This is a genomic window from Rhizobium sp. NLR22b (genome assembly GCF_019685295.1).
Lineage (GTDB): Bacteria > Pseudomonadota > Alphaproteobacteria > Rhizobiales > Rhizobiaceae > Rhizobium.
Map to the genome: position 1 here is coordinate 14031 of NZ_JABDWM010000031.1, position 23292 is coordinate 37322.

A 23292-nucleotide genomic window follows, 5' to 3' on the forward strand; every position below is an offset into this window, starting at 1 on the left:
CGGAAAAGAAGGGAAGAAACATGACCCAGCCCAATCTGAAGTTCTCGCTCGGCGAATATGCCGCGCGGCTGGAAAAAACACGGCGTGCCATGGAAGCGAAGGGTGTGGACCTGCTTGTTGTCAGCGATCCCTCGAACATGGCCTGGTTGACCGGCTATGACGGTTGGTCCTTCTACGTGCACCAGGCGGTGATCGTGCCGCCGCAGGGTGAGCCGATCTGGTTCGGCCGCGGCCAGGACGCCAATGGTGCCAAGCTCACCGCCTATCTCACGCACGACAATATCGTCGGCTATCCCGATCACTACGTGCAATCCACCGAGCGTCATCCAATGGATTACCTCTCCGGCATCCTGACGGAGCGCGGCTTTGCCAAGCTGACGATCGGCGTCGAGATGGACAATTACTGGTTTTCGGCCGCCGCCTTCGCCGCGCTGCAGAGGCATCTGCCGAATGCGCGCTTCGTCGACGCGACCGCGCTGGTCAACTGGCAGCGCGCGGTCAAGAGCGAGACCGAAATAAAGTACATGCGCAATGCGGCCCGGATCGTGGAAGCCATGCACGCCCGCATCTTCGACAAGATCGAAGTCGGCATGCGCAAGTGCGATCTGGTGGCGGAAATCTATGATGCCGGCACGCGCGGCGTCGACGGCATCGGCGGCGACTATCCGGCCATCGTGCCGCTGCTCCCGTCCGGCGTCGAAGCATCCGCACCGCATCTGACCTGGGATGATCGGCCGTTGAAGAAGGGGGAGGGCACCTTCTTCGAGATTGCCGGCTGCTACAACCGCTATCATTTGCCGCTGTCGCGCACCGTCTTCCTCGGCAAGCCGACGCAGGCCTTTCTCGACGCCGAAAAAGCGACCCTGGAAGGCATGGAAGCCGGTCTTGCGGTCGCCAGACCCGGCAATCGCTGCGAGGATATCGCCAATGCCTTCTTCACGGTGCTGAAGAAATACGGGATCGTCAAGGACAACCGCACGGGTTACCCGATCGGGCTTTCCTATCCGCCGGACTGGGGCGAGCGCACCATGAGCCTGCGGCCAGGCGACCGGACGGAGTTGAAGCCCGGCATGACCTTCCATTTCATGACCGGCCTCTGGCTCGAGGACATGGGTTTCGAGACGACGGAGAGCATCCTCATCACCGAGAGCGGTGTCGAATGCCTCGCCAGCGTTCCGCGCAAGCTGATGGTCAAGGATTGAGGCTGTCATGACAGAGACTGGCTTGCGGCCGTCGCCGATCAGCGCGACGGTGGATTTCGCCGCCGAGGGCGTCCAGCACGGTTTCCTGAGGCTGCCCTACAGTCGCGACGATTCCGCTTGGGGCTCGGTGATGGTTCCGATAACGGTCATCAGGAACGGCAAGGGACCGACGGCGCTCCTGACCGGCGGCAATCACGGCGACGAGTACGAGGGGCCGATCGCGCTCTTCGATCTCGCCCGTTCGCTGCAGGCAGAGGAGGTGAGCGGCGCTGTCATCATCGTGCCGGCAATGAATTACCCGGCATTCCTTGCGGGAACCCGGACCTCGCCGATCGACAGAGGCAACATGAACCGCAGCTTCCCGGGTCGTCCGGACGGTACGGTGACCGAAAAGATCGCCGATTATTTCCAGCGTGTGCTTCTGCCGATGGCGGATCTCGTGCTCGACTTCCACTCCGGCGGCAAGACGCTCGATTTTCTCCCGTTCTGCGCAGCGCACATCCTGCCGAACAAACAACAGGAGGCGCAGGCTTTCGATTTCGTGACAGCCTTTGCCGCACCCTATTCGATGAAGATGCTGGAGATCGATGCGGTCGGCATGTACGACACGGCGGCCGAGGAGATGGGCAAGATCTTCATCACGACCGAACTCGGCGGTGGAGGTACTGCCACGGCCAGAACAGCGGCGATCGCAAAACGCGGCACGATCAACGTGCTGCGGCATGCCGGTATCGTCGCCGGTGCCGTCGATACCGGGCCAACGACCTGGCTTGATATGCCGGACGGCCGCTGTTTCTCCTTCGCGGAACAGGGCGGGTTGATCGAACCCGCCATCGACCTCGGCGAAGCGGTCGCCAAGGATGCTGTCATCGCCCGCATCTATCCGACCGGGAGGACGGGTGAGGCGCCGCGCGAGATCCGTGCCGCCATGGACGGCATTCTCTGTGCGCGGCATTTCCCGGGGCTGGTCAAATCAGGCGACTGCGTTGGGGTCGTGGCGATTGTGACGAACTGAAATGACGGCGGGCGTGTGAGATGAATGTCACCCCTCGATCTGTGTCAAGCCGCCTTGCGCGCTCTTGACCCGGCAGCTGCCGCATTGGTTTGGAAGCGACCGACAATTCCTTCCAGCGTCTGCGTCTGGCTGCCGAGCGCGCGGCAGGCTGAGACCGTTTCCGCGGCCATGGCGGCGTTGTGCTGCGTGACCTCATCGAGCGCGTTGACGGAGGCGTTGATTTCCCCGATCGCCACCGCCTGCTCGGAGGAAACCGAAACGATGCGGGCGATCAGGCCGGCGACCTGCTCGACCTGACCTTCGATTTCCGTAAGCGCCCTGCCGGTGCGGTTGACAAGCTCCACGCCGGTGGAAACCTGAGACGATGACGTGGAAATCAGAGATCTGATCTCCTTGGCGGCGTTGGCTGATCGAAGAGCGAGCTCGCGCACTTCCTGCGCCACAACGGCGAAGCCTTTGCCGGCCTCGCCGGCGCGGGCGGCTTCGACGCCGGCGTTGAGCGCCAGAAGATTGGTCTGGAAGGCGATCTCGTCGATGACGTTGACGATCTCGCCGATCTGGGCGGACGAACCTTCGATCTTCTGCATGGCGGCGATCGCATCGCGAACGATGGCCGCCGAATGTTCGGCGCTGCTGCGCGTCTCGGCCATCATGCCGGTCGCCTTGCCGGCATGGTTCGAAGCATCCTTGGCCTTGGCGTTCATTTCGCCGAGCGCACTCGTAGCCTCTTCAAGCATCGCTGCCTGCTGTTCGGTGCGTAATGCAAGGCTGTCGGCGGCATCCGTGATGCCGGCGGAGGAGCTGCCGACCTGCCTGGAGGTCTGGGCGACCTCCGCAATTGAGGCGGAAAGCGCGTTCATGCTGTCGTTGAACTTGGCGCGCAAGCTCTCATAGGCGGCGGCAAAGGATGTCGTGATACGGCAATCAAGATTGCCGTGCGACAGCTGGTCCAGGCCATATGTCAACTCGTTGATAACTGTTTCGCGTGTCCGCTCCTCGGCCGCCTTCTCGGCCATTTGGCTGCGCTCGCGTTCGAATTCGGCATCGCGAAGGGCCGCTTCGCGCTTTTGCGCATCCTGGCGTTCCAGCGCATTGCGACGGAAGACCGCGACTGCCTTGGACATGGCGCCGATCTCGTCTGAACGGTTCGCATATGGAACTTCGGTTGAAAAATCGCCCTCGGCAAGGTTGCGCATATAGGCCTTCATGCCGTCGAGCGGCACGATTGCCCGGCGGCGCAGGAGATAGAGCCCCGCCAGCAGCAGAGTGAAGGAGCCGAAGCCGGCAGCGCACGCACAGATCGTCCAGGTCACGATTTCCGAAGCTGCGTTCTTTTCCTCGCCCTTCAGGAAAGCGTCGGAATTGGCGACGAGCTTCTCTACAGCATCCTGGTGCGCATGGAAGGCGACGCGCAATTGCTCGATCGCGCCGTGGGCCCTGTCTTCATCCTTTGCTCTCAGGGCCGGGATGATCTCGCGGTTCATCACGTCCCAGAATGCATCGCCCTTCGTCAGCACATCGTTTTCAAGCTCGTCCTTCAAAGCCTGCGGCAGCCTGGTGGTTTTCCAATAGGCGCGACGGTCGTCGTAAGCGGCTTTCAGATTGGCGATCTTCGCCAGATTGGTTTCGGTGAGTTCGGGGAATTTGCTCGCCTCGAAGGAGAGCATATAGGACTCGACCACGAAGAGCGGCGGCGGCAATATATCGGCGATGAGATCCTTGCCGTAGACCACCTGCTCGTAAACCGGGCCGTTGACTTTCAGCCTTTCAAGCGCCGATTGCTGCAATCCAATCGACATGAAAAGACCGGCTGAAACGGCGATGCCAAACGCCACCAGGCTGCGCGCAATGGTAAATGCCAAGACTCTCTCCAAATAACTTTGGGCTTCTCTTCTTCGATATGCCTGATTTACACATGCCATTATTTCTCAAGAACGCTGAGATATGGTTAATTCTTTAGAATGTGGGAGGCTCCAAAAGGTCTTCCCAGACTGCCCAAAATTGGGGTGATCCGCGAAACGCGCTATTCTAGGTATCAAGCCATCAATTGCCATCTTGATGGCGCATCTGGAGCGCGCTATATCTGTCGTAAAGGAAATTAACATGGCCGAACCCCAGCTTTCCGTACGAAGTGCAAGGGCGCGTGACCTTGCTCATCGACTCGCCCGCCGCGAAAACCGCTCGATAGCCGATATCGTCGAGCGGGCGCTGGAATCCTATGAAATACGCGAGGCCGGCCGTGAGCCGGCATCGTCCTTCTACAACAGGCTCTCGCAGCAAAGTGGGACGGATATTGACCTCGAGGCCGTCCTGAAAGAAGACCGGCAGGCGCATAAAGGCATCGAGCTTTGATTTTTCTCGATACCAACGTCGTCTCGGAGACGTTGAGAAAATCGCCTGATGAAGCGGTAATCGCATGGCTGGTTCGTCATGATGCTGAACTGGCACTGCCCACGGTGACGATTGCCGAGATCGCTTTCGGTATCCAGAAGATCCGGCCGGACCAACGAGCCGAGCGCCTCGAACAGGGACTTTCCGACTGGCGGCGCCGCTTCGCGGACCGGATTTTTGGCCTGACCGAAGAAGCCGCTCTTGCCTATGGCGAGATCATGGGGACCGCAGCTCATCAGGGGCGCGGCATGTCAGCGCCGGATGGCATGATCGCAGCTATTGCGAGGGTTAATGGCGGTCGGCTCGCGACGCGAAACCTGAGCGATTTCGTGACCACGAACCTTGAATTGATTTCCCCGTGGGAGTTTTGATCTGAGAAGCACCGCAGCCACGAACCTGAAGCCAAGCCGACCAGTTTTGTAATTTGCCAAGAGACGACGCGATCGTCGCAATACTTACATTGACAACGGCGCCACTCAAGCCAATCGCATCAGCATGTCGTTGAGGTTGCCGATCTCTCGCAGCAGTTCGATCAGCCTGTCCGTGTCGTCTTGGCTGAGCCGGCCGCTTCCGCCGCTTTTATCCCAGAGATGCTGGAATTGCTGGCTCATCTCACGCGCGCTATGCATGATTTCGATGATTTGCGCGCGGTTTTCCCAGGTCCTGCCGGCGTCCGGCCGCGGACTGTGTGGACAATGAACCGGTGCCTGAGGTGTCGAGCAGATCGAAGAGCTGGCTCGCCTGGCTTTCGGTGACATCGTCAGGCTTGCCGGCCATGAATTCGTCGAGGCTCACCACCCCATCTCCATTCGTATCGAGATCGGAAAGCAGGGAGGCGAACTGGTCTTCGTCCTCGGACGGCGGCGGCCCCTGGGGACGCTCCGACTGCTGGGCGGACATGGCTTGGGTTGCCGCGTCGACCGACAGCGAACCGGCGCCCTCGCTGTCGAAGCTGTCGAACAGCGTTCCTGTCTGATTTTCGCTGACATCGGACGGACGGCCTGCGACGAATTCGGCCTTGCTGACGAGTCCGTCGCCATCGGTATCGAGATCGGCGAGCATGGACGCCAGCTGATCATCGTCGCCTGGCGGCGGCGGGGGCGCGCCATCGGGACGTTCCGACCGCTGGGCGGACATCGCCTCGGCGAGTGCATCGACCGACAGCGAGCCTGCGCCTTCGCTGTCGAAGCTGTCGAACAGCGTTCCTGCCTGATCCTCGCTGACATCGGACGGCCGGGCCGCGACGAACTCGGCCTTGCTCACATAGCCGTCGGTATCCAGATCGGCAACGTCCATGCCTGCGCCGCCGTCGGCTTCGCCGGTGGAGCCGGACTGGTCGAAACGGTTCATTGCCAGCGTCACCAGCTGGGCCATCAGTTTGTCGGCGCTGCTGGACGAGTCTTCGTCGAGCTGCCTGCTTGTGGTTGATTTTTTCGCCGAAACCGTACTACAGGATAGGATGTCCTGGGATGTGGATGTCGAGCTCTTGCTATAGGAATGGGAAGAGACTGACGTGGCGGCCGAAATGGTCGTCATAGGCGCTCCATCGCTTGAGGGTGGGGATGCAACGCATTACAGAACTTATGGGTTCTCTAAATCGAATTTACTAATGCCACAACCGAAAAAATCATCCCTCAGAAATAACAGGCTGCTTCTCGCGATCGTTGGCATGCGCGTCGGCAAAGCGGTCTGATCGTCATGGATATCGTCGACGACCCCGCAGATGAGCCGCGCAAAAGAGGCAGGCCTAAAGTCTCCAGCGATGAAGACAAGCGGACGCATATCGTCGAGGTCGCCCGCCGCGTTTTCGTAAAATACGGTTATGCCGGAAGCACGACCGCGATCGTCGCCTCGGAGGCGGGTGTCTCCAAGCAGACGCTCTACAAGCTGTTTCAGAGCAAGGAAGAGCTGTTTGCCGCCGTGGTCGGCGCGCATCGGCGCCTGATGCTCGACCTGCCGAGGCCTGCCGAAGATATCTCGATCGCCGAGAGTCTCGAGCGTATCTTCATGATCGGCATGGACGAGGATACGGATGCGGAACGCGCCGGCTTCCTACAGCTTGTCTTTCGCGAAGCGGCTCAGTTCCCCGAGCTTATCGACATTCTCCAGCGCGAAGGCATACTCGCCAGCCGGCAGCATCTCGCCGACTGGCTGAGCGATCGCCGGTCGGAAGGTAGGCTGTCGCTGGATGATCCGGAGAGCGGCGCCCGCATGCTGATGGATATGATCTTTGGCGGCATGGGCCCTCCGGAAGGCCGCGTGCAAGCCTGGCCGGACCGGACCCTGATGCTGGCCCATCTTCACCGCTGCATCGCGATCTTCGCCGCCGGTGTCGGGGCCGCTTGAACTGGTGGTGGAGATCCCTCGATTTCAAGCTTCCAATTCCCGATTGGATGATTTATAGAACTATAGAGTTCCATTAAGTCGATTCGGCCACATGCAGGTGGCTGTGCTTCGCCATGACCGGCGACGATATTCCCGTAAAGACGAAAAGTTCCACCGTGGCTGCCGGCAGGCTTTCACGCGCGTTGACGCGCCTATGAAGAGGACGGACGTTGGTTTCCACCTATGTAAGCTATCTCGCGGTCGCGCGAAATCTGAACGCCAGTCTCTCCAGCGTTGCGTCTCAGGCCACGGTTGCTCGCGACAGCGCCTATTACAAGGAAAACATCGGCAAGGTCACGACCGTCGATGAATTCATGAGCGATTACAAGCTCTATTCCTATGCGATGAAGGCCTACGGCCTCGAAGACATGACCTACGCCAAGGCCTTCATGAAGAAGGTGCTGGAGAGCGACCTCAGCGATTCATCGAGCTTCGCTGACAGCTTGAGCGACGGCCGCTATGCCGAGTTCGCCGCCGCCTTCAAATTCTCCGGCGAGACGAAGACGGCGCAATCGGATGCGCAGCGGGACAATCTGCTTGATGCTTACGAAGACTCATTCGACAACGAGGCCGAGAACATCGAGGACGAGACCGATTATTTCGAGGAGAATATCTCGTCGATCACATCCGTCGACGAGTTGCTGTCGAGCTCGCGGCTGAAGAACTATGTGCTGACGGCTTTCGGTCTCAGCACCGAATACACATCGACCAGCTTTCTCAAGGATGTTCTGACGAGCGATCTCGACGATGCCGACAGCTTCGTCAATCAGCTCGACGATGATGTCTATGTCAGCCTGGCAAAGGCCTTCAATTTCAGCCAGGACGGCTCGGTCGACGGCGAGGTGATGTCGGAAGACCAGCTATCGCTGGTGACAAGCGCTTATGCCGTGGCATCATCGACGATCGCTTCTACGGAGACCGGGGAGGCTTATGATACTTATTTCGCTGCTCAGATCGGAAACATCCCCTCTGTCGATCAATTAATGAGCGACGACAAGCTGGTGTCCTATCTCAGAACAGCCTACGGTCTTTCCGACACCGAAACTGACAATTTCATCTCCGCGGCCCTGAAAAGCGCCGACACCGCCGACGCGATCGGCTTGTCCGACCTGCACGACGCCTTCAATTTCGATGAGGACGGCGCGCTTGCCGACGGCGACACGGCCCAGACGTCGGAACAGACGGCCGCGACCACGGCGGCCTTCGATGAAAACTACCAGGTGCTGATCGCCAATACCGACACGGAAGATGCGGTTGACAACTATACGACACGCATTGCCAGCGTCACCTCGATCGACGATTTCCTGGTGTCGAACGGCGATGATGACGATGACGACAACGACGATCTCCCTGAATTATGGGAGATGGCGCTGCGGGCATTTGGCATAGACTCCGGCGAGGTCTCGAAAAGCGAAGTCCGGAAGATCCTCGAAAGTGATCCCAGCGATCCGAAGAGCTATGTCAACAGCTTGAAGGACGATCGGTTCGAGGCGTTTCGCAATGCCTTCAACTTCGACAGCGAAGGCGATGTGACCGTCCCGCTGGAGGCGATGTCGGAATCGGTCGTCGATGACTATGCCGCCTATTACAAGCAGAACAAGATCCGATATTTCGAAGGTGACGAGCTGACCGAGGCGACCGACGCCGCGGATGAGGAGATCACCTATTTCCGTGACCAGATGGCGACGATCACCTCTGCCAGCGAGTTTCTCGCTGACGACCGGCTGGTTGCCTTTGCGCTTCAGGCGAAGGGCTTGGATCCGGAGGACGTCACGTCGGACGACCTGGAGAAGATGTTTTCGTCCGATCTCGACGACGAAGACAGCTACGTCAACAAGCTCGAAGACAACCGCTTCGCCGAACTGGTCGGCTCGTTCAATTTTGACCAGGACGGCAATATCTCGGCTGATCCTACCGGGACGGTGCAGCAGCGCGGCGACGTCTTGGAAACGGTCGACGCCTATGTCAGGCTGACGCTCGAGGATGATCAGGGCGACAGCAACACCGGCGTGCGCCTTGCACTCTATTTCGAACGCAAGGCACCGGAGATCTCGAGTGCCTATGACATTCTGGGCGACAGCGCGCTGTTCGAATTTTTCACCACGAGCTTTAACCTGTCCCGCTATGTCTCGAATATGGACGTCGACAAGCAGGCCGAGATGATCGAGAATTTCATCGACATCAAGGACCTCGCCGATCCGGACAAGGTCGACGATCTGATCAAGCGCTTTACCGCCATGTACGATATGGCGAACGGCACCGGCACCACGTCGACGGCGCTTTCCATCCTGACCGGCTCGGCGACGATCAGCGCCGATACGCTGCTTGCGATGGCACAGTTGAAAGGCGGCTGAGAAAGTCGCTTATCCGGCGGGTAACGCCCCTTCAAAAAGAGACCGTGTGGTAAACCCCATCAAGGGCCTGTGAATATTCGCGCTGCACGCCGGCCTGGCGGCGATGAACGCCTATTGCGTGGCTGAAAGGCTTCCCCTTCCTATGTCGCGGCCCGAAGCTATCGGGCCGCCGCAAGCGCAACCGAAAACCAACCGCAAAATGTTGCGCTGCCGAAAAAACCGCCAAGCACTCTGCTGCGCGTTTTTTCGGCATGCCCCATTGACAATTCACCGCCGATGGCACTTGATATTGAAATCCAATAAAATAGACACATGTCCAGTATATTGGATCATCGAAACATCTACAAGGGGAACGCCATGATCATTTCCTTTCGCGCCGGCCTGATGTCGCTGGCCGTCGCCGCCCTGGTGTCGACGCCTGTGCTTGCCGAGGGCAGCAAGCTCGACGAGGTGCTGGCCCGCGGCCATCTCGTGCTCGGCACGGGCAGCACCAATGCGCCCTGGCACTTCAAGAGCGCGGACGACAAGCTTCAGGGCTTCGATGTCGACATGGGCCACATTGTCGCCAAGGCCCTGTTCGGCGATCCGGATAAGATCGAATTTGTCAACCAGTCGTCGGACGCCCGCATTCCGAACATCACCACCGATAAGGTCGACATCACCTGCCAGTTCATGACCGTTACGGGCGAACGCGCCCAGCAGGTCGCCTTCACCATTCCCTATTATCGTGAGGGCGTCGGCCTGATGCTCAAGGCGGATGGAAAATACGCTGATTATGCCGCTCTGAAGGCTGCCGGCTCCTCGGTCACCATCTCGGTTCTCCAGAACGTATACGCCGAAGCTATGGTGCACGCCGCATTGCCGGAGGCGACCGTCGACCAGTATGAATCCGTCGACCTGATCTATCAGGCGCTGGAGTCGGGGCGTGCCGATGCCGCCGCCACGGACCAGTCGTCGCTCGCCTGGTACATGACGCAGAACCAGGGCCGCTACAAGGATGCCGGCTACGGCTGGAACCCACAGACCTATGCCTGCGCCGTCAAGCGCGGTGATCAGGATTGGCTGAACTTCGTCAACACCGCTCTTCACGAAGCGATGACCGGTGTCGAGTTCGACTTCTATGCCAAATCCTTCAAGACCTGGTTCGGTAAGGATCTGGCGCCGCCGCAGATCGGTTTCCCCGTCGAATTCAAGTGACCGCGGTGCGGGGCGGGAGCTTGCTCCCGCTCCGCTGGAACAGGATGATCTCGGTCTAGGTCTGGCTAAGATCTCAGTCCGCTTCTGGATCGAATGATTGGAGATGACGTCGTCCGGCCCGCTCACAGGCTCGGCGGCATGCTCTGGTCTGAAAGGACCCGCATGGGTTACACACTGAACTTCGCTGCCGTCTGGCGCAATTTCGACTTTCTCTTAAGCGGACTTGCCCTCAGCCTCGGCCTTGCCGCGATCTCGATCCTGATCGGGGCCGCAATCGGTCTTGTGATGGCTTTCGCGCTGACGTCGAGGAGCCGCTTCGCGCTCGTGCCGGCGCGCGGCTATGTCACCGTCATTCGCAACCTGCCGATTCTCGTTCTGGTGCTTTTCGCCTTTTTCGCGCTGCCGCAGATGGGCTTGCGCCTCGACAAGATGAAAAGCTTCGTGCTGGTTCTTTCGCTCTATTCTGGGGCCTATCTGGCCGAGGTGTTCCGTGCCGGACTGCTGTCGATCCCGAGAGGGTTGACGGAAGCCGGCCTTGCCATCGGCCTGACGGCAATGCAGATCCGCAGCTCGATCATCGCACCGCTGATGCTGCGCAACGTGCTGCCATCGCTATCCTCGACGATAATCTCGCTCTTCAAGGACACCTCGCTTGCCGCTGCCATCGCTGTGCCCGAGCTGACCTTTGCCGCCCGCAAGATCAATGTCGAGAGTTTCCGCGTCATCGAAACATGGATGGTTACATCAGCCCTCTATGTCGCCACCTGTTTCCTCATCGCCGCCTTGATGCGCCTCGTCGAGCGCCGTCTGGCCCTGCCGAGATAGTCCCGATGTCTCACACCTTTCTCGAACAACTCTGGATCGCCCGCTACGTCATCATGAACGGCATTGCCATGACGGTGTCGATCTCGCTGCTGGCCATTCTCGCGGGCTCCGTGCTCGGTGTTTTTGTCGGTCTGGCGCTGGTTTACGGCGGCATCGTCTTACGTCTCCTCGTGCGTGCCTATACGGATATCATCCGCGGCACACCGGTGCTCGTGCTCGTACTGGCAAGCTATTATGTCTCCGCCGCGGTCGGTCTCGATCTCGGACCGTTCTCCGCCGGCGTCCTCGCCCTTGCCGTTTTCTGCTCTTCCCATGTCGGCGAAATCGTGCGCGGAGCGCTTCAGGCGATCCCGAAGGGCCAGACCGAAGCGGCCAAGGCGATCGGTCTGACCTTTACCCAGACTTTCACCTCGGTGCTGTGGCCGCAGGCCATGCGCCAGTGTCTGCCGGCCTGGGTGAATACGGCGGCCGAGATGGTGAAGGCCTCGACGCTGCTCTCCGTCATCGGCGTCGCCGAGCTTCTCCTGCGCACGCAGGAGATCATCTCCCGCAATTTCATGAGCCTCCAGTTCTATTTTCTGGCCGGCGGTCTCTATTTCATCGTCAACTACGGCATCGAGCACTTCGGCAAATACGTCGAGCGCAAGACCGCCCTGCCGTCCTGAGGAGACTTTCCGATGGCCAAGACCATTCTCGACATCAAGGGTCTGCGCAAGACTTACGGTATCCACGAAGTTCTCAAGGGGGTCGATTGCGCCGTTCAGGAAGGCGAGGTCATCTCCATCATCGGCTCCTCAGGCTCCGGCAAGACCACCTTGCTGCGCTGCGTCAACATGCTCGAGGAATTCCAGGGCGGCACGATCCGCCTCGACGGCGAGGAGATCGGCTATCACGTCGACGGCGCGACGCGCCGGCGCAAGAGCGAGAAGGAGATTGCCCGTCAGCGTGCCCTGACCGGCATGGCTTTTCAGCAGTTCAATCTCTTCCCGCATATGAGTGCTGCCGAAAACGTCATGCTCGGCCTCGTCAAGGTGAAGAAGATGACGAAACCGGAAGCCCGCATCATTGCCGAAAAATGGCTCGAACGGGTCGGCCTCGCCGCCCGCGCCAACCATTATCCCGGTCAGCTCTCCGGCGGCCAGCAGCAGCGTGTTGCGATTGCCCGCGCAATCGCCATGTCGCCGCGGCTGATGCTGTTCGACGAAGTGACCTCCGCGCTCGATCCGGAATTGGTGGGCGAAGTCCTGCAGGTGATCAAGGGGCTTGCTGCCGATGGCATGACCATGCTGCTCGTCACCCATGAAATGCGTTTCGCCTACGAGGTTTCGTCGCGCGTAATCTTCATGAACCAGGGCGTCATCTGCGAGGAGGGCGATCCGAAGGAAATGTTCGTGCGCCCGAAAACCGAACGGTTGGCGGAATTTCTCAAAACCTCGAGCTTCCACTAAAACCGGCGACGGCGATGGGTTTGCCCCGTCACGCGGGATAGGGTTGTCTTCGACGCCGCAGGTGTTGGCGCGCACGATCGATTGACGACGACTGGCAAAGCGTTGCCCCGGTCCCGATCCGCAGGGTCGGGGGCAAGTCGGTCGGGCCTATGAACTTGCCCCGGCATCGGTGACAGGCCGATGCGGGGGAGGGGCAGCCCCGCATAAATTACAGTCAGTCTGCATGCCTGGCGGGCAAATTTTGCTCGGAGCATCCCAGGCATCTTGGAAATCCTCGGCGCAAAATTTTGGCACGAGCTTTGCTTCCTGTCTTGTATGCAAGATAGCCACGCATCCGAGACCACGCAGAAATCCATTGAGGCAACGATCGTCTCCGGGATCCTTTCTGCCAAGATTCGGCCGGGCACGCGTCTTGGCGAAAATCAGCTGGCGGCGCTCTTCGGCGTGTCCCGAACCCGCGTCCGTGAAGCCATGATGCGTCTGGAGACACGCGGCATCGTGCATGTCAGCCCCCGGCGCGGCTGGTTCGTCGTCGAGCCCTCCGCTGAGGATGCGATCGCCGTCTATGATGCAAGGCGTGTCGTCGAGGCCGGATTGCTGCGCAGCATGGGCGTGCTGACGGAGGAGGGACGCAAGGCTCTCGACGCCCATCTGAACGCGGAGCGGAACGCGATGGCGGCGGGCGACCGCCAGCGCCTGACCTATTTGATGGGCGATTTCCATATCCGCATTGCGGAATTGAGCGGCAACACGATCATCGTCGACATCCTGCGCGACCTGACCGCAAGGACGATCCTCATTTCGATGCTCTATCAATCCGAATTTCATGCGGCGCAGTCCCATGAGGGGCACTGCCGTATTTTCGAGGCCATGCAGGCAGGGGATTTCGTCAGAGCCGCGGAGCTCTCCGTCGAACATCTTGATGAAGTGGAGATGGGCCTCGACCTCACGGCGCGTCCGGATCCGCTTTCGGATCTGCGCAATTCCCTGTCGCTTCCGCCTAAGGCCGCGTTCTCCATCTCCCAGCCGTCAGACCCAAAAATCACACCATCAAAGGAGCAATGAACACATGCTGACCAGACGGATCTTCTTCGCAATCGCGGCTCTCGCCGCGACCTTCAGCTTCAACTCGCCGTCTCACGCCGATGCTCTTGCCGACATTACGGCGCGCGGTACGTTGCGTGTCGCAGTCCCGCAGGATTTCCCGCCTTTCGGCAGTGTCGGCATCGATATGGCGCCGGTGGGCTACGATATCGACATGGCCAATCTCATTGCCCAAAAGCTTGGCGTCAAAGCCGAACTTGTGCCGGTCACGAGCGCCAACCGCGTCCCCTATCTGCAGACGAACAAGGTCGATCTCGTCATATCGAGCCTCGGCAAGAATGCGGAGCGCGAAAAGGTGATCGATTTCTCGGTCGCCTACGCGCCCTTCTTCAACGGCGTGTTCGGTCCGGCCGATCTTTCGGTCGCCAAGGCGGAAGATCTCGCGGGCAAGAGCATCGGCGTCACACGCGGCGCCGTGGAGGATCTCGAACTGACGAAGATCGCGCCGGCCGATGCGACGATCAAGCGTTACGAGGACAATAACGGCACCATCTCGGCGTTCCTCTCCGGCCAGGTCGACATCATTGCTACCGGCAACGTTGTGGCGGCTGCGATCCTCGCCAAAAACCCTCCCAAGCGCCCTGAGCTGAAGTTTCTGATCAAGAACTCGCCCTGCTACATCGGCCTCAACAAGGAACAATCCGCGCTTCTGGAGAAGGTGAACGGCATTGTCGCCGCCGCCAAAGCCGATGGCAGCTTGAATGCGATATCGCAGAAGTGGCTCGGTGCCGATCTGCCGTCCGATCTTTAAGGAAACCAGGGTCTCGCGCATGTCTCCTGCGGCCGCGGGATGACATGCGCTCCGTCACCGCGAGAGGGGACATTCCTTGAGCTACCATTTCGAATTCGGCTGGCTGCTTCAATATTATCCCGAGATCATCAAGGGTGTGCTGATCACCCTGGAGCTTATCGCGATCGGTGGTGTGCTCGGCATTTCGCTCGGCATCGTCTGCGCTTGGGTGCGGGCGCTTGGCCCGGTCTGGCTGAAGCCGGTCGCTGCGGCCTATGTGGAACTGATCCGCAACACCCCGTTCCTGATCCAGCTTTTCTTCATCTTCTTCGGTCTGCCGTCGCTCGGCCTCCACCTTTCCGAATTGACAGCCGCCAATCTTGCGATGGTCGTCAACCTTGGCGCCTATAGCTGCGAGATTATCCGCGCCGGCATCCAGGCGACGCCGAAAGGCCAGTTCGAGGCAGGCGAGAGCCTCGCCATGACGCGCTTCGAGACTTTCCGCCATGTCGTTCTCGTGCCGTCGCTGCAGCGCATCTGGCCAGCGCTGTCGTCGCAAGTGGTCATCGTCATGCTCGGCTCGGCGGTCGTATCGCAGATCGCCGCCGAGGATCTGACCTTCGCCGCGAATTTCATACAATCGCGAACCTTTCGAGCCTTCGAGGCCTACATCGTCTCGACATCAATCTATCTCGCGCTGGCGATCCTGCTCCGGCAGGTGCTGGGCCTGATCGGCTGGTTCATTTTCCCGAGGAGAGCAGCACGATGATCACGTTCACGCTCTGGGACATTCTGCGCAATCTGCTGCTTGCCACCCGCTGGACGATCCTCCTTTCGCTCGTCTCGTTCGTCGGCGGCAGCCTGGTCGGCTTGGGCCTGCTGTTCCTGCGCATCAGCAGGCGCAAGGCCGGCCGGGCGTTTGCGAAATATTATATCGAGCTCTTCCAGGGTACGCCGCTGCTGATGCAGCTCTTCATCGCCTTTTTCGGTCTCGGCCTCTTCGGAATAGACGTGCCGGCCTGGCTTGCGGCGGGATTGGCGCTGATCCTATGGAGCGCCGCCTTTCTCACCGAGATCTGGCGGGGCTGCGTCGAAGCGGTTGCGAAGGGGCAATGGGAAGCCTCCGCCAGCCTCGGCATGGGCCGTCTGCAGCAGATGCGCTACGTCATTCTTCCACAGGCGCTGAGGATCGCCATACCGCCGACCGTCGGTTTCTCCGTTCAGATCATCAAGGGCACGGCGCTGACCTCGATCATCGGCTTCGTCGAATTGTCGAAGGCCGGCACCGTGGTCACCAACGCCACCTTCCAGCCCTTCACCGTCTATGGGCTCGTGGCGCTCATCTATTTCGCCCTTTGCTGGCCCTTGTCGAAAAGCAGCCAGATCCTGGAGAGAAAACTCAATGTCGCTCATCGAAATCACTGACGTCCGCAAGAGCTACGGATCCAACGAGGTGCTGAAAGGCATCAATCTGAATGTCGAGCCTGGCGAGGTCATTGCCATTATCGGCAAGAGCGGCTCGGGCAAATCGACCCTGCTTCGCTGCATCAATGGCCTGGAGACCATCACCGACGGTTCCATCTCCGTGGCCGGCGCACAGCTTCTCGATGACGAAGTTCATCTGAAGGCGCTGCGTCTGAAGGTCGGCATGATCTTTCAGCAATTCAATCTTTTCCCGCATCTGACTGCCGGCGGCAACGTCATGCTGTCGCAGACGGTGGTCAAAAAGACACCCAAGGCCGAAGCGGAGGCGACCGCCCGCAGGATGCTGGAGCGGGTAGGTCTGGGCCACAGGTTCGATGCCTATCCGGACGAGCTCTCGGGCGGACAACAGCAGCGCGTCGCCATCGCCCGCGCGCTCGCCATGCAGCCGACCGCCCTTCTTTGCGACGAGATCACATCGGCGCTCGATCCGGAACTGGTCGCCGAAGTTCTGGCCGTCGTGCGCGAACTTGCCGCCGAGGGAATGACGCTGCTGATGGTCACGCACGAGATGCGGTTCGCCCGCGACGTCTGCAGCCGCGTCGTCTTCATGCATCAGGGCCGTGTCCATGAAGCCGGTCGGCCGGAGGATGTCTTCGCCGATCCGCAAACTGCCGAGCTCAGGCACTTTCTCGGTGTCAGCTAGTCAGTGGCTCAGCATCTCCTCGGCGATCTGTTTCCCATTCAGGCTCGATGGGTAATAGGTCGGCCAGTTGGTGACCTCGTTCAGTAGTGCGGCACGGTCGTTGCCCCAATAGAGATGGTAGTGATCCGCCTTCTCAGGGGCGACGAGGTGGTCGCTGAACTGAATGAACTGCGGTGCGGCGTCATCGCCGGCGCTTTTCCTGAAGATGAAACGAACCCCTCGATTACCCTTCTTATAGGTGAGGATTTCGCGGCCATCCGTCTCGTAGTCTCCGCTGACGGAGTCCTTGCCACGGAAAAAGGTAACCTTCTTTCCGTTGATGACGATCCGGTCGACGTCGGTCTTGTATCCCGTGTCGTAGTAGGCACGATATTCTCCGGCGCTCTTATCGCCATGTCTCGCCTTGTCGGCCATCACCGGATCCAAGGTTCCGTCGACAAGAAAGGGGTAGACGGACTGCCAGTCGTCCTCCCAGTCCGACAGTTCACGCGCCTTTACCTGATCGTCGTCGAAATACCCATCATACACCGACCCCTGTTTATCGTGGGAATGGCTGTGGCTGTGATTGTTTCCCGAAGATGTCTCAGCGCCTGCCATTCCTGCAAAAGTCAATGTTGCGGATACAGCCAGTGCGTAGCTGAGTGTTGTGATCGCCTTGTTCATTCGCTGAAACCCTTCTGACTGGCCGGCACGGCTTGTGCCCGTCCAGTGATGTAATAACATAACAGTGGCCAATTAGCGTGCTTTGACGGCAAGCGCAAGGCGGAAATCGCCGATGCGCATCGCCTCGATGACCATTCAAATGCATGACATTCAAGTGAATTCGGGAGGCGCCCGTCGCTGCAAGAGCTCCGGTTCAACCCGCATCGATGCCGAAACCCGGGATCGTGCTGGTGTCATGGGCGCGGTCGGCGAGCGCGGGCTTGGCCGGCTGCAACGTCAGAGTTCGGCGTGCGGCCGCTCTGTCTTCGATCTCTCCGACAGGGCGGCCGCTCCGGGTATTCTCAGTCCTTGTTGCCAGCGGGCGGCGGGAGCAGGACGGGCTCGGCCGAATGCTTTGGTGCCATCAACTGTGCAAGGATGTCGTCCGCCGATTCACGGGAACCGCCAATGCCGGCCTCGCGCAGCTGACGGTCGAGATCGCTGCCGTTTTCCAGCGCGGCCAGTTCCGCGCCGGCCTCGATGCGCCCGGCCGTCATTTCCTGGCGCTTCTTGATGCGTTCGAGACTTTGGACGGCGCTGCCGAGACGGGTATTGATGCCCGACTGGTTATGGGCAATCGCCGACTGAGCGCGCAGCAGCGACTCGTTGGCTTTGACATTCTCCACCTCGCGTTTCATCTGAGCGATCCGCGATTCGGTTTCCTGGATCGTGCGCAGCATCTGCTGCTGGCGGGGCAGCAGCCGGTCGAGCTCTTCCTGGTCTCGCTGCGTTTCGGCGCGAATGTTGGCAATGCGCTGAGCGAGACCCTGCGCCAGATCCGTGCGGCCCGCTGAGATCGCCGCGCGGGCGCTGTCGGTGTCCTTGGCTTCCTTCGCGCGGTTTTCTTCAAGCCGGCGCATGACGCTCTTGTTCGACGCCATGATACCGGCCAGATCGGATCGCGCCCGGCGCAGCGACTGTTCGGCATCGCGGATTTCCTGGTCGAGAATGCGCATCGACTGGCTGTCGGCGGCCGCTTCCGCTGCCTCGTTAATGCCGCCGCGAATGGCGGTGAAAATCTTTCCCCAGGTGCTCACGCTGCAATCTCCCCGCTTTTCCATTCTTCAATCATGTGTGCGGCGTCGACCGCATTGGCAGCCAGAATGGCGACTTCCTCGACCACGGTTTCGGCCGACGAACGTGCCGACAGCGAGCCGAACAATTCGTACCATTCCTCACCGTCAATCGTGGTGATGCCGAAGCTCGACAGCGGCACGAACTTGTGCGTCTTGAGAACCATCCGTTCGAAGGCCTCCCGCTTGGGCACGTCCTTGCATGGCACCAGGACAACGCTGACAAGAATATCGCGCTCTCCGCTCACCGCGACGAAGACGTCGAGATCGCCTCTTTCCTTGAGAGTTACGCAGATAACGTCCCCATGTTCCGGTACGGCTACATCCACATCGCCCAGCGCTTCCGGGTCGGCTGCGAACAGGCGCGTTAAAGTGGTAAGGCTCCAGGTCTCCAAAAAGTCCTCCATCGGTTAGAGCGTCGCAAATATCTGGGTAATCGGTTTACAACTTAAAGGTCTAGCGCGCGAAATAAATTTCGGTAGGGTAGGGGTCAGCAACGGGGGCGAATCGCTTGCCATTTATCGCTTCATTACTGCGGCGTGTATATCTGTCGCTCGGCGAATTGGCGTGGTCAGCCCTTCTTGTTATCCTCGTTGTGCATCTGGTTACTTCCTATTTGCTCTTTATGCTGGCCGGGGAAGGCGATCTCGTCGGCAACCCGGTCGACTTTCTTTACTATTACATGATTACGGCAACGACTGTCGGTTATGGCGATCTTTCCCCAAAATCGGGCCTCGGCCGGATCATTACCGTCCTGGTCGTTCTGCCCGGTGGCATCGCCATCTTTACCGCTGTTCTTGGCAAGTTGTTGACAGCGATCGGTACGATTTGGAGAAATCGCATGCGCGGATTGGGTGATTACAGCGAACGCACCGGTCATATCGTCGTTTTGGGATGGCAAGAGGGGCAGACATACCAGACGTTACGGCTGCTGCACTCCGAACGGCATGCCAACGAACCGATGACGGTTCTGGTCGCCAAGGATCTGCCGGAAAATCCCGCCAGCAATTATGCCGACTACGTCCGCACGGAACGGCTTGCCGATGCCGACGCTTTGTTGCGGGCCGGAGTGGCCCAGGCGCGGGCAGTCATCGCCCGCGGCGCAAATGACGATGAAACGCTGGCCGCGGTGCTGATCGCCGAGGATCATGCGCCCAATGCCCATATCGTCGCCTATTTCGCCGACGACCGCACAGCACAGATGGTCAAGCAGCGTCGGCCGCGTGTCGAGGCGGTGGGTTCCCTCGCCGAGGAGCTTCTGTCGCGTTCCGCACGTGATCCGGGTTCTTCGGAAATCGCCGCACGGCTGTTGTCGGCTGCCTCCACCGACACGGCCTTTTCCCTGGCGGTGCCGGCCTTGCACGCACCGCTCTCCTATGGCGACATGTTTTTAAGCCTCAAGCGTCGGCACCATGTGACGCTCGTCGGCATGCTGAGCCACGGCGTAACGGACCTTAATTGCCGGGACGAGACGCTGATGCGGGGCGGCGAGACGCTTTACTACATCAGCGAAATTCGGCTAGATCCCGCTGCCATAGCCTGGGCTCGAATGGGAGACGTGACATGATCGGCTGGTTCGGCGGAAACAAGAGCGAGGGGGCCTTACCCGAAGAACTCGGCCCCTTGAGTGCGGCCATCGGCGGGGCGCTCGAGATCGATTTCCTCTCGCTCGAAGCCGATGCTTTGGGCGGCGAGCCTGCCATGCCGCTGCCGCGAAGCGGGCCGTTCATCATTGCCGGCTACGGTGAGGTTTCGCTCGACGCCGCGACGGTTCTGTCGCGCTACTACGATGAAGAAAACCGGATGATTCAGGTGATGTCGGCGTCGGGTAAGCCGGGTGAGGCGATCGACGACATCAGCTTTTATCAGCCTTGGGACAGCGTCGTGCCCGTCGGCCAGAGCGAATGGAACCGCTGGACCGGGCCGGGCGGCCTGATCGGCCAGCCATCCTATGATGCTGACGGGATCCTCTATAACCGGTTCTGGGGCGACGGTCCGGAACGGGCGCAATTGGTGGAATTTGTTGAAAAGGTCAGCGATGGTGAAACGCAGCGCTCCATCCATCAGACCTGCATGCTGTATTACCGCCCGCTTGGCTCGACGCGCGAAATGCTACTGATCAATGTCGAGCGCGACCTCGATTTTGGGCAGAGCCAGGCGGGCAGCTCGGTGGAATTTCTGATCGGTTATGGATTGGCTCCGGCCGACGTTCGTCGCGTCTGAGGGACCTATCAATTTCAACGGAGGACTTTTTCGATGCTCGACTACGTGGCGGGCCTGCCTGCTTTCCTTGGTTATTTCGCCATCGGGCTCGCCGCCTACGGCGTTTTCGCGGTGATCTACACCTGGTTGACGCCGCAACAGGAGGTCCAACTGATCCGGGCGGGCAATCTTGCTGCCGTCACCGCGTTCTTAGGCGCGCTTGTCGGTTTCAGCTTGCCTCTGGCTTCCGCCGCAGCCAATTCCGTCAGCGTCATCGATTACATCATATGGGCGGTGATAGGCACTCTGGCGCAGATCCTTGCTTTCTACATCGCGAACTTCACCATGAAGGACCTGCATGAAAAAATCACTGCCGGTGATATCGCGGCGGGCCTGTGGGGCGGCGGAATAGCGCTCGTCATCGGTCTGCTCAACGCTGCCTGCATGACCTATTGAGGGAGGGAAAAATGCGCAGACGTATGAGCGGGCACAGGCGACCTTTGCTGGCCCTTGGCACCATCGCCGCCTCGACACTGGCGCTGTCCGGGTGCGGCGAGGAGGCCCCTTCGGATATAATGTTCACGTCCGTCGACCAATGCGTGGCTGCGGGCATGGACCGGCAGGTCTGCCAAGCCAGCTATCAGGATGCGATGCGCGCCCATCTCGCCACCGCGCCGCGTTTCAACGGCATGGCCGCCTGCGAGGCCGAATACGGCAAGGGCCAGTGCACCGAACAGCCGGCCAATACCGTCACCAACAACAATACCGGCGGAGGCGGCAGCTTCTTCGTGCCGTTCCTGGCGGGCTACATGCTGTCTTCGGCACTCAACAATATCGGCGACTATTACGACTATCGCCGGCGCCAGGAGGCGAATGGCTCCTATTATGGCTCGACGCCGATTTATCGCAACCGCTCTGGGCAGACGGTCACAACCACCGTTCGCTCGGGTGGCGACAGCGTGACTGTGCCCGCGCGCCAGAGTGTCAAGCCGGTCAACGTCAATACCCGCACCGTTGCCCGGCAAGGCTTCGGCGGCCGTTCGTCCTTTAGTTTCGGCGGATGACATGAAACGCATCACCCTCCCGCCGCGTCCTGACTGGCGTGACAAGGCGCAGGCCGTCGGCTTCGGATTCCACGTCATGTATGGCGAGCCCTACTGGCTCGACGATGCCGCCTATACGTTCACGCTCGAGGAGATCGAGAAGCAGATCGAACAGCCGAGCCAGGAACTGCACGATATGTGCATGGATCTGGTCGGCGAGATCGTGAGCAGCGAAGAGGCACTCGACAGGCTGGCCATTCCGGCGGACCTGCGTGATGTAGTGCAGCGGTCCTGGCAGCGCCGCGACCGGCACCTCTACGGCCGTTTCGATCTTGCTTATGATGGCAATGGCCCGGCCAAGCTACTCGAATACAACGCCGATACCCCGACCTCGGCGTTCGAGACGGCCTATTTCCAGTTCAACTGGCTGACCGATCAGATCGCTTTGGGTGTTCTGCCCAAAGATGCGGACCAGTATAATTTCCTGCAGGAAAGTCTTGTCGAGGCGTTCGATCAATTTCCCAAGGAGCCCATCTTCCATTTCGCCGCGATAACCGACAATGAGGAGGATCGCGGCACGACGGTCTACCTCATGGATTGTGCGGTGCAGGCCGGCCATCGCGTCGAGCTTCTGGACATTCGGGAGATCGGCATCGATGCGCAGGGCCGCTACACCGACCTCAAGGATCGGGTGATCGACCGCTGCTTCAAACTCTACCCATGGGAATTCATGCTGCGCGAGCCTTTCGCGCGCGAACTTGCCCGCTCGGGCGATGTTTTCGTCGAGCCCGCCTGGAAGGCCGTGCTCTCCAACAAGGGGCTTCTGCCGCTGCTCTGGCAGCGCCACCCCAATCACCCCAACCTGCTGCCGAGTTATTTCACCGACGACCCGGCGGCTTCGACCTTGACCGACTACGTGCGCAAACCACTCTTGTCGCGAGAAGGCGAGAACGTCACAATTTTTCGAGATGGGCGGGAAGCGTTTTCCGCACCGGGCGATTACGGCGAGGAAGGCTTCGTTATCCAGGCCTATGCCCCGCTTTTCGAAAGCGATAACGGCTTTGCTGTGCTCGGCAGCTGGGTTGCCGGTGATCGCGCCTGCGGTCTTGCCGTTCGCGAAGACCGCGCGCGTATAACGGCCAATCTATCACGTTTCGTGCCACACGTCATAATGGAATGATTCGCTACAATTCCCGTGTGACTTCTAATGTAAATGCAACAAGGGCTTAAAGGCTACTACAGGGCAGGGAGATCAGCCCCCGATCCGACCGGCTGGGCCGGGTTGCAGGGAGGAGCGGGGGCGGGTAGGACGCACCCCTTCGGCTTTAGCTTTGAGACTATGTCCCTCACCATTCATTCCGCAGCCTCCATCCGCGCCAGCGCCTTCTGTCGTTTGGCAATCACCTCCGGATCGTTCATGAAGTCCGTCCGCCGGCCGGGCTTGCGGCCACACTTCTGATAACCATTTCCCTGGCTGCCATCCGGTATCCCAA

Annotated in this window: 26 protein-coding genes; 20 read left to right on the forward strand and 6 right to left on the reverse strand. The window is 59.9% G+C overall.

From position 1 onward, the window contains the following. Positions 1-20: 20 nt before the first annotated feature. Positions 21-1202: an ectoine hydrolase DoeA gene (gene doeA, locus HJC00_RS30310; protein WP_210631919.1), complete on the forward strand. Its 1182-nt coding sequence runs from the start codon at positions 21-23 to the stop codon at positions 1200-1202. Between the two features lie 7 nt (positions 1203-1209). After that, on the forward strand, positions 1210-2217 hold the full coding sequence (doeB, locus tag HJC00_RS30315; protein ID WP_210631920.1) for a N(2)-acetyl-L-2,4-diaminobutanoate deacetylase DoeB: 1008 nt from the start codon (positions 1210-1212) through the stop codon (positions 2215-2217). A 44-nt stretch (positions 2218-2261) separates the two neighbouring features. Here the strand turns inward: doeB and HJC00_RS30320 are convergent, their stop codons facing one another. Further along, positions 2262-4079: a methyl-accepting chemotaxis protein gene (locus HJC00_RS30320; RefSeq protein ID WP_221165077.1), complete on the reverse strand. Its 1818-nt coding sequence runs from the start codon at positions 4077-4079 to the stop codon at positions 2262-2264. Between the two features lie 241 nt (positions 4080-4320). Here HJC00_RS30320 and HJC00_RS30325 point away from each other — a divergent pair, with 241 nt between their 5' ends. Then, positions 4321-4569 carry a type II toxin-antitoxin system VapB family antitoxin gene (locus HJC00_RS30325; protein ID WP_210631922.1) on the forward strand — a complete coding sequence of 83 codons (249 nt, stop codon included), beginning with the start codon at positions 4321-4323 and terminating at the stop codon, positions 4567-4569. Further along, positions 4566-4979 carry a type II toxin-antitoxin system VapC family toxin gene (locus tag HJC00_RS30330; RefSeq protein WP_210631923.1) on the forward strand — a complete coding sequence of 138 codons (414 nt, stop codon included), beginning with the start codon at positions 4566-4568 and terminating at the stop codon, positions 4977-4979. Before HJC00_RS30325 ends, HJC00_RS30330 begins: the two co-directional genes overlap by 4 nt. A gap of 105 nt (positions 4980-5084) precedes the next feature. On the opposite strand, the gene HJC00_RS30335 is transcribed toward HJC00_RS30330, so the two are convergent. Beyond that, a complete protein-coding gene (locus tag HJC00_RS30335) occupies positions 5085-5333 on the reverse strand; it encodes a hypothetical protein (RefSeq protein ID WP_405047693.1) in 249 nt (82 codons plus the stop codon). Continuing rightward, positions 5230-6144: an EF-hand domain-containing protein gene (locus HJC00_RS30340; protein WP_221165078.1), complete on the reverse strand. Its 915-nt coding sequence runs from the start codon at positions 6142-6144 to the stop codon at positions 5230-5232. Before HJC00_RS30340 ends, HJC00_RS30335 begins: the two co-directional genes overlap by 104 nt. 162 nt (positions 6145-6306) lie before the next feature. On the opposite strand from HJC00_RS30340, the gene HJC00_RS30345 reads away from it, so the two are divergent. From HJC00_RS30345 to HJC00_RS30395, 11 genes are all read left to right on the forward strand, one after another. Continuing rightward, positions 6307-6954, forward strand: coding sequence for a TetR/AcrR family transcriptional regulator (locus HJC00_RS30345; RefSeq protein ID WP_221165079.1), 648 nt, complete (start codon positions 6307-6309; stop codon positions 6952-6954). A 209-nt stretch (positions 6955-7163) separates the two neighbouring features. Then, positions 7164-9347, forward strand: coding sequence for a DUF1217 domain-containing protein (locus HJC00_RS30350; protein ID WP_221165080.1), 2184 nt, complete (start codon positions 7164-7166; stop codon positions 9345-9347). Between the two features lie 357 nt (positions 9348-9704). Continuing rightward, on the forward strand, positions 9705-10544 hold the full coding sequence (locus HJC00_RS30355) for a transporter substrate-binding domain-containing protein (RefSeq protein WP_210631927.1): 840 nt from the start codon (positions 9705-9707) through the stop codon (positions 10542-10544). A gap of 162 nt (positions 10545-10706) precedes the next feature. Next, on the forward strand, positions 10707-11369 hold the full coding sequence (locus HJC00_RS30360) for an amino acid ABC transporter permease (protein ID WP_221124574.1): 663 nt from the start codon (positions 10707-10709) through the stop codon (positions 11367-11369). Between the two features lie 5 nt (positions 11370-11374). Next, entirely contained in the window at positions 11375-12034 is a 660-nt protein-coding gene (locus tag HJC00_RS30365) for an amino acid ABC transporter permease (RefSeq protein ID WP_085781604.1), read from the forward strand. Between the two features lie 12 nt (positions 12035-12046). Further along, complete coding sequence (locus tag HJC00_RS30370) at positions 12047-12817, forward strand: amino acid ABC transporter ATP-binding protein (RefSeq protein WP_221124568.1); 771 nt, start codon at positions 12047-12049, stop codon at positions 12815-12817. Between the two features lie 315 nt (positions 12818-13132). Next, positions 13133-13882, forward strand: coding sequence for a GntR family transcriptional regulator (locus HJC00_RS30375; RefSeq protein WP_210631930.1), 750 nt, complete (start codon positions 13133-13135; stop codon positions 13880-13882). A 4-nt stretch (positions 13883-13886) separates the two neighbouring features. Then, positions 13887-14672 carry a transporter substrate-binding domain-containing protein gene (locus HJC00_RS30380; protein WP_221156723.1) on the forward strand — a complete coding sequence of 262 codons (786 nt, stop codon included), beginning with the start codon at positions 13887-13889 and terminating at the stop codon, positions 14670-14672. Positions 14673-14748: 76 nt separating this feature from the next. After that, a complete protein-coding gene (locus HJC00_RS30385) occupies positions 14749-15420 on the forward strand; it encodes an amino acid ABC transporter permease (RefSeq protein ID WP_210631932.1) in 672 nt (223 codons plus the stop codon). Then, entirely contained in the window at positions 15417-16076 is a 660-nt protein-coding gene (locus HJC00_RS30390) for an amino acid ABC transporter permease (RefSeq protein ID WP_184456575.1), read from the forward strand. Before HJC00_RS30385 ends, HJC00_RS30390 begins: the two co-directional genes overlap by 4 nt. Then, a complete protein-coding gene (locus tag HJC00_RS30395; protein WP_210631934.1) occupies positions 16054-16779 on the forward strand; it encodes an amino acid ABC transporter ATP-binding protein in 726 nt (241 codons plus the stop codon). The genes HJC00_RS30390 and HJC00_RS30395 overlap by 23 nt, the downstream gene beginning before the upstream one ends. On the opposite strand, the gene HJC00_RS30400 is transcribed toward HJC00_RS30395, so the two are convergent. From HJC00_RS30400 to HJC00_RS30410, 3 genes are all read right to left on the reverse strand, one after another. Then, positions 16780-17442: a metal-binding protein ZinT gene (locus HJC00_RS30400; protein ID WP_221165081.1), complete on the reverse strand. Its 663-nt coding sequence runs from the start codon at positions 17440-17442 to the stop codon at positions 16780-16782. Positions 17443-17783: 341 nt separating this feature from the next. After that, on the reverse strand, positions 17784-18518 hold the full coding sequence (locus HJC00_RS30405; protein ID WP_210631935.1) for a PspA/IM30 family protein: 735 nt from the start codon (positions 18516-18518) through the stop codon (positions 17784-17786). Beyond that, on the reverse strand, positions 18515-18961 hold the full coding sequence (locus HJC00_RS30410; protein ID WP_210631936.1) for a YjfI family protein: 447 nt from the start codon (positions 18959-18961) through the stop codon (positions 18515-18517). The genes HJC00_RS30405 and HJC00_RS30410 overlap by 4 nt, the downstream gene beginning before the upstream one ends. Positions 18962-19065: 104 nt before the next feature. On the opposite strand from HJC00_RS30410, the gene HJC00_RS30415 reads away from it, so the two are divergent. From HJC00_RS30415 to HJC00_RS30435, 5 genes are read left to right on the forward strand one after another with little or no spacing between them, the layout of a single operon-like run. Further along, complete coding sequence (locus tag HJC00_RS30415) at positions 19066-20121, forward strand: ion channel (protein WP_210631937.1); 1056 nt, start codon at positions 19066-19068, stop codon at positions 20119-20121. Beyond that, a complete protein-coding gene (locus HJC00_RS30420) occupies positions 20118-20777 on the forward strand; it encodes a YjfK family protein (RefSeq protein ID WP_210631938.1) in 660 nt (219 codons plus the stop codon). The genes HJC00_RS30415 and HJC00_RS30420 overlap by 4 nt, the downstream gene beginning before the upstream one ends. Before the next feature lie 33 nt (positions 20778-20810). Next, complete coding sequence (locus tag HJC00_RS30425) at positions 20811-21212, forward strand: DUF350 domain-containing protein (protein ID WP_210631939.1); 402 nt, start codon at positions 20811-20813, stop codon at positions 21210-21212. A gap of 11 nt (positions 21213-21223) precedes the next feature. Further along, positions 21224-21820, forward strand: a complete 597-nt coding sequence (locus HJC00_RS30430) for a DUF1190 domain-containing protein (RefSeq protein WP_210631940.1) — start codon at positions 21224-21226, stop codon at positions 21818-21820. A gap of 1 nt (position 21821) precedes the next feature. Further along, on the forward strand, positions 21822-22979 hold the full coding sequence (locus HJC00_RS30435) for a glutathionylspermidine synthase family protein (protein WP_221165082.1): 1158 nt from the start codon (positions 21822-21824) through the stop codon (positions 22977-22979). Positions 22980-23292: the final 313 nt, after the last annotated feature.

Coding starts and splice junctions, on each gene's coding strand:
- HJC00_RS30340 (WP_221165078.1), bottom strand. CDS start 6,144: ATGACGACCATTTCGGCCGCCACGTCAGTCTCTTCCCATTCCTATAGC.
- HJC00_RS30390 (WP_184456575.1), top strand. CDS start 15,417: ATGATCACGTTCACGCTCTGGGACATTCTGCGCAATCTGCTGCTTGCC.
- HJC00_RS30400 (WP_221165081.1), bottom strand. CDS start 17,442: ATGAACAAGGCGATCACAACACTCAGCTACGCACTGGCTGTATCCGCA.
- HJC00_RS30430 (WP_210631940.1), top strand. CDS start 21,224: ATGCGCAGACGTATGAGCGGGCACAGGCGACCTTTGCTGGCCCTTGGC.
- HJC00_RS30355 (WP_210631927.1), top strand. CDS start 9,705: ATGATCATTTCCTTTCGCGCCGGCCTGATGTCGCTGGCCGTCGCCGCC.
- HJC00_RS30435 (WP_221165082.1), top strand. CDS start 21,822: ATGAAACGCATCACCCTCCCGCCGCGTCCTGACTGGCGTGACAAGGCG.
- HJC00_RS30375 (WP_210631930.1), top strand. CDS start 13,133: ATGCAAGATAGCCACGCATCCGAGACCACGCAGAAATCCATTGAGGCA.
- HJC00_RS30365 (WP_085781604.1), top strand. CDS start 11,375: ATGTCTCACACCTTTCTCGAACAACTCTGGATCGCCCGCTACGTCATC.
- HJC00_RS30425 (WP_210631939.1), top strand. CDS start 20,811: ATGCTCGACTACGTGGCGGGCCTGCCTGCTTTCCTTGGTTATTTCGCC.
- HJC00_RS30325 (WP_210631922.1), top strand. CDS start 4,321: ATGGCCGAACCCCAGCTTTCCGTACGAAGTGCAAGGGCGCGTGACCTT.
- HJC00_RS30345 (WP_221165079.1), top strand. CDS start 6,307: ATGGATATCGTCGACGACCCCGCAGATGAGCCGCGCAAAAGAGGCAGG.
- HJC00_RS30410 (WP_210631936.1), bottom strand. CDS start 18,961: ATGGAGGACTTTTTGGAGACCTGGAGCCTTACCACTTTAACGCGCCTG.
- doeA (WP_210631919.1), top strand. CDS start 21: ATGACCCAGCCCAATCTGAAGTTCTCGCTCGGCGAATATGCCGCGCGG.
- doeB (WP_210631920.1), top strand. CDS start 1,210: ATGACAGAGACTGGCTTGCGGCCGTCGCCGATCAGCGCGACGGTGGAT.
- HJC00_RS30360 (WP_221124574.1), top strand. CDS start 10,707: ATGGGTTACACACTGAACTTCGCTGCCGTCTGGCGCAATTTCGACTTT.
- HJC00_RS30395 (WP_210631934.1), top strand. CDS start 16,054: ATGTCGCTCATCGAAATCACTGACGTCCGCAAGAGCTACGGATCCAAC.
- HJC00_RS30380 (WP_221156723.1), top strand. CDS start 13,887: ATGCTGACCAGACGGATCTTCTTCGCAATCGCGGCTCTCGCCGCGACC.
- HJC00_RS30370 (WP_221124568.1), top strand. CDS start 12,047: ATGGCCAAGACCATTCTCGACATCAAGGGTCTGCGCAAGACTTACGGT.
- HJC00_RS30420 (WP_210631938.1), top strand. CDS start 20,118: ATGATCGGCTGGTTCGGCGGAAACAAGAGCGAGGGGGCCTTACCCGAA.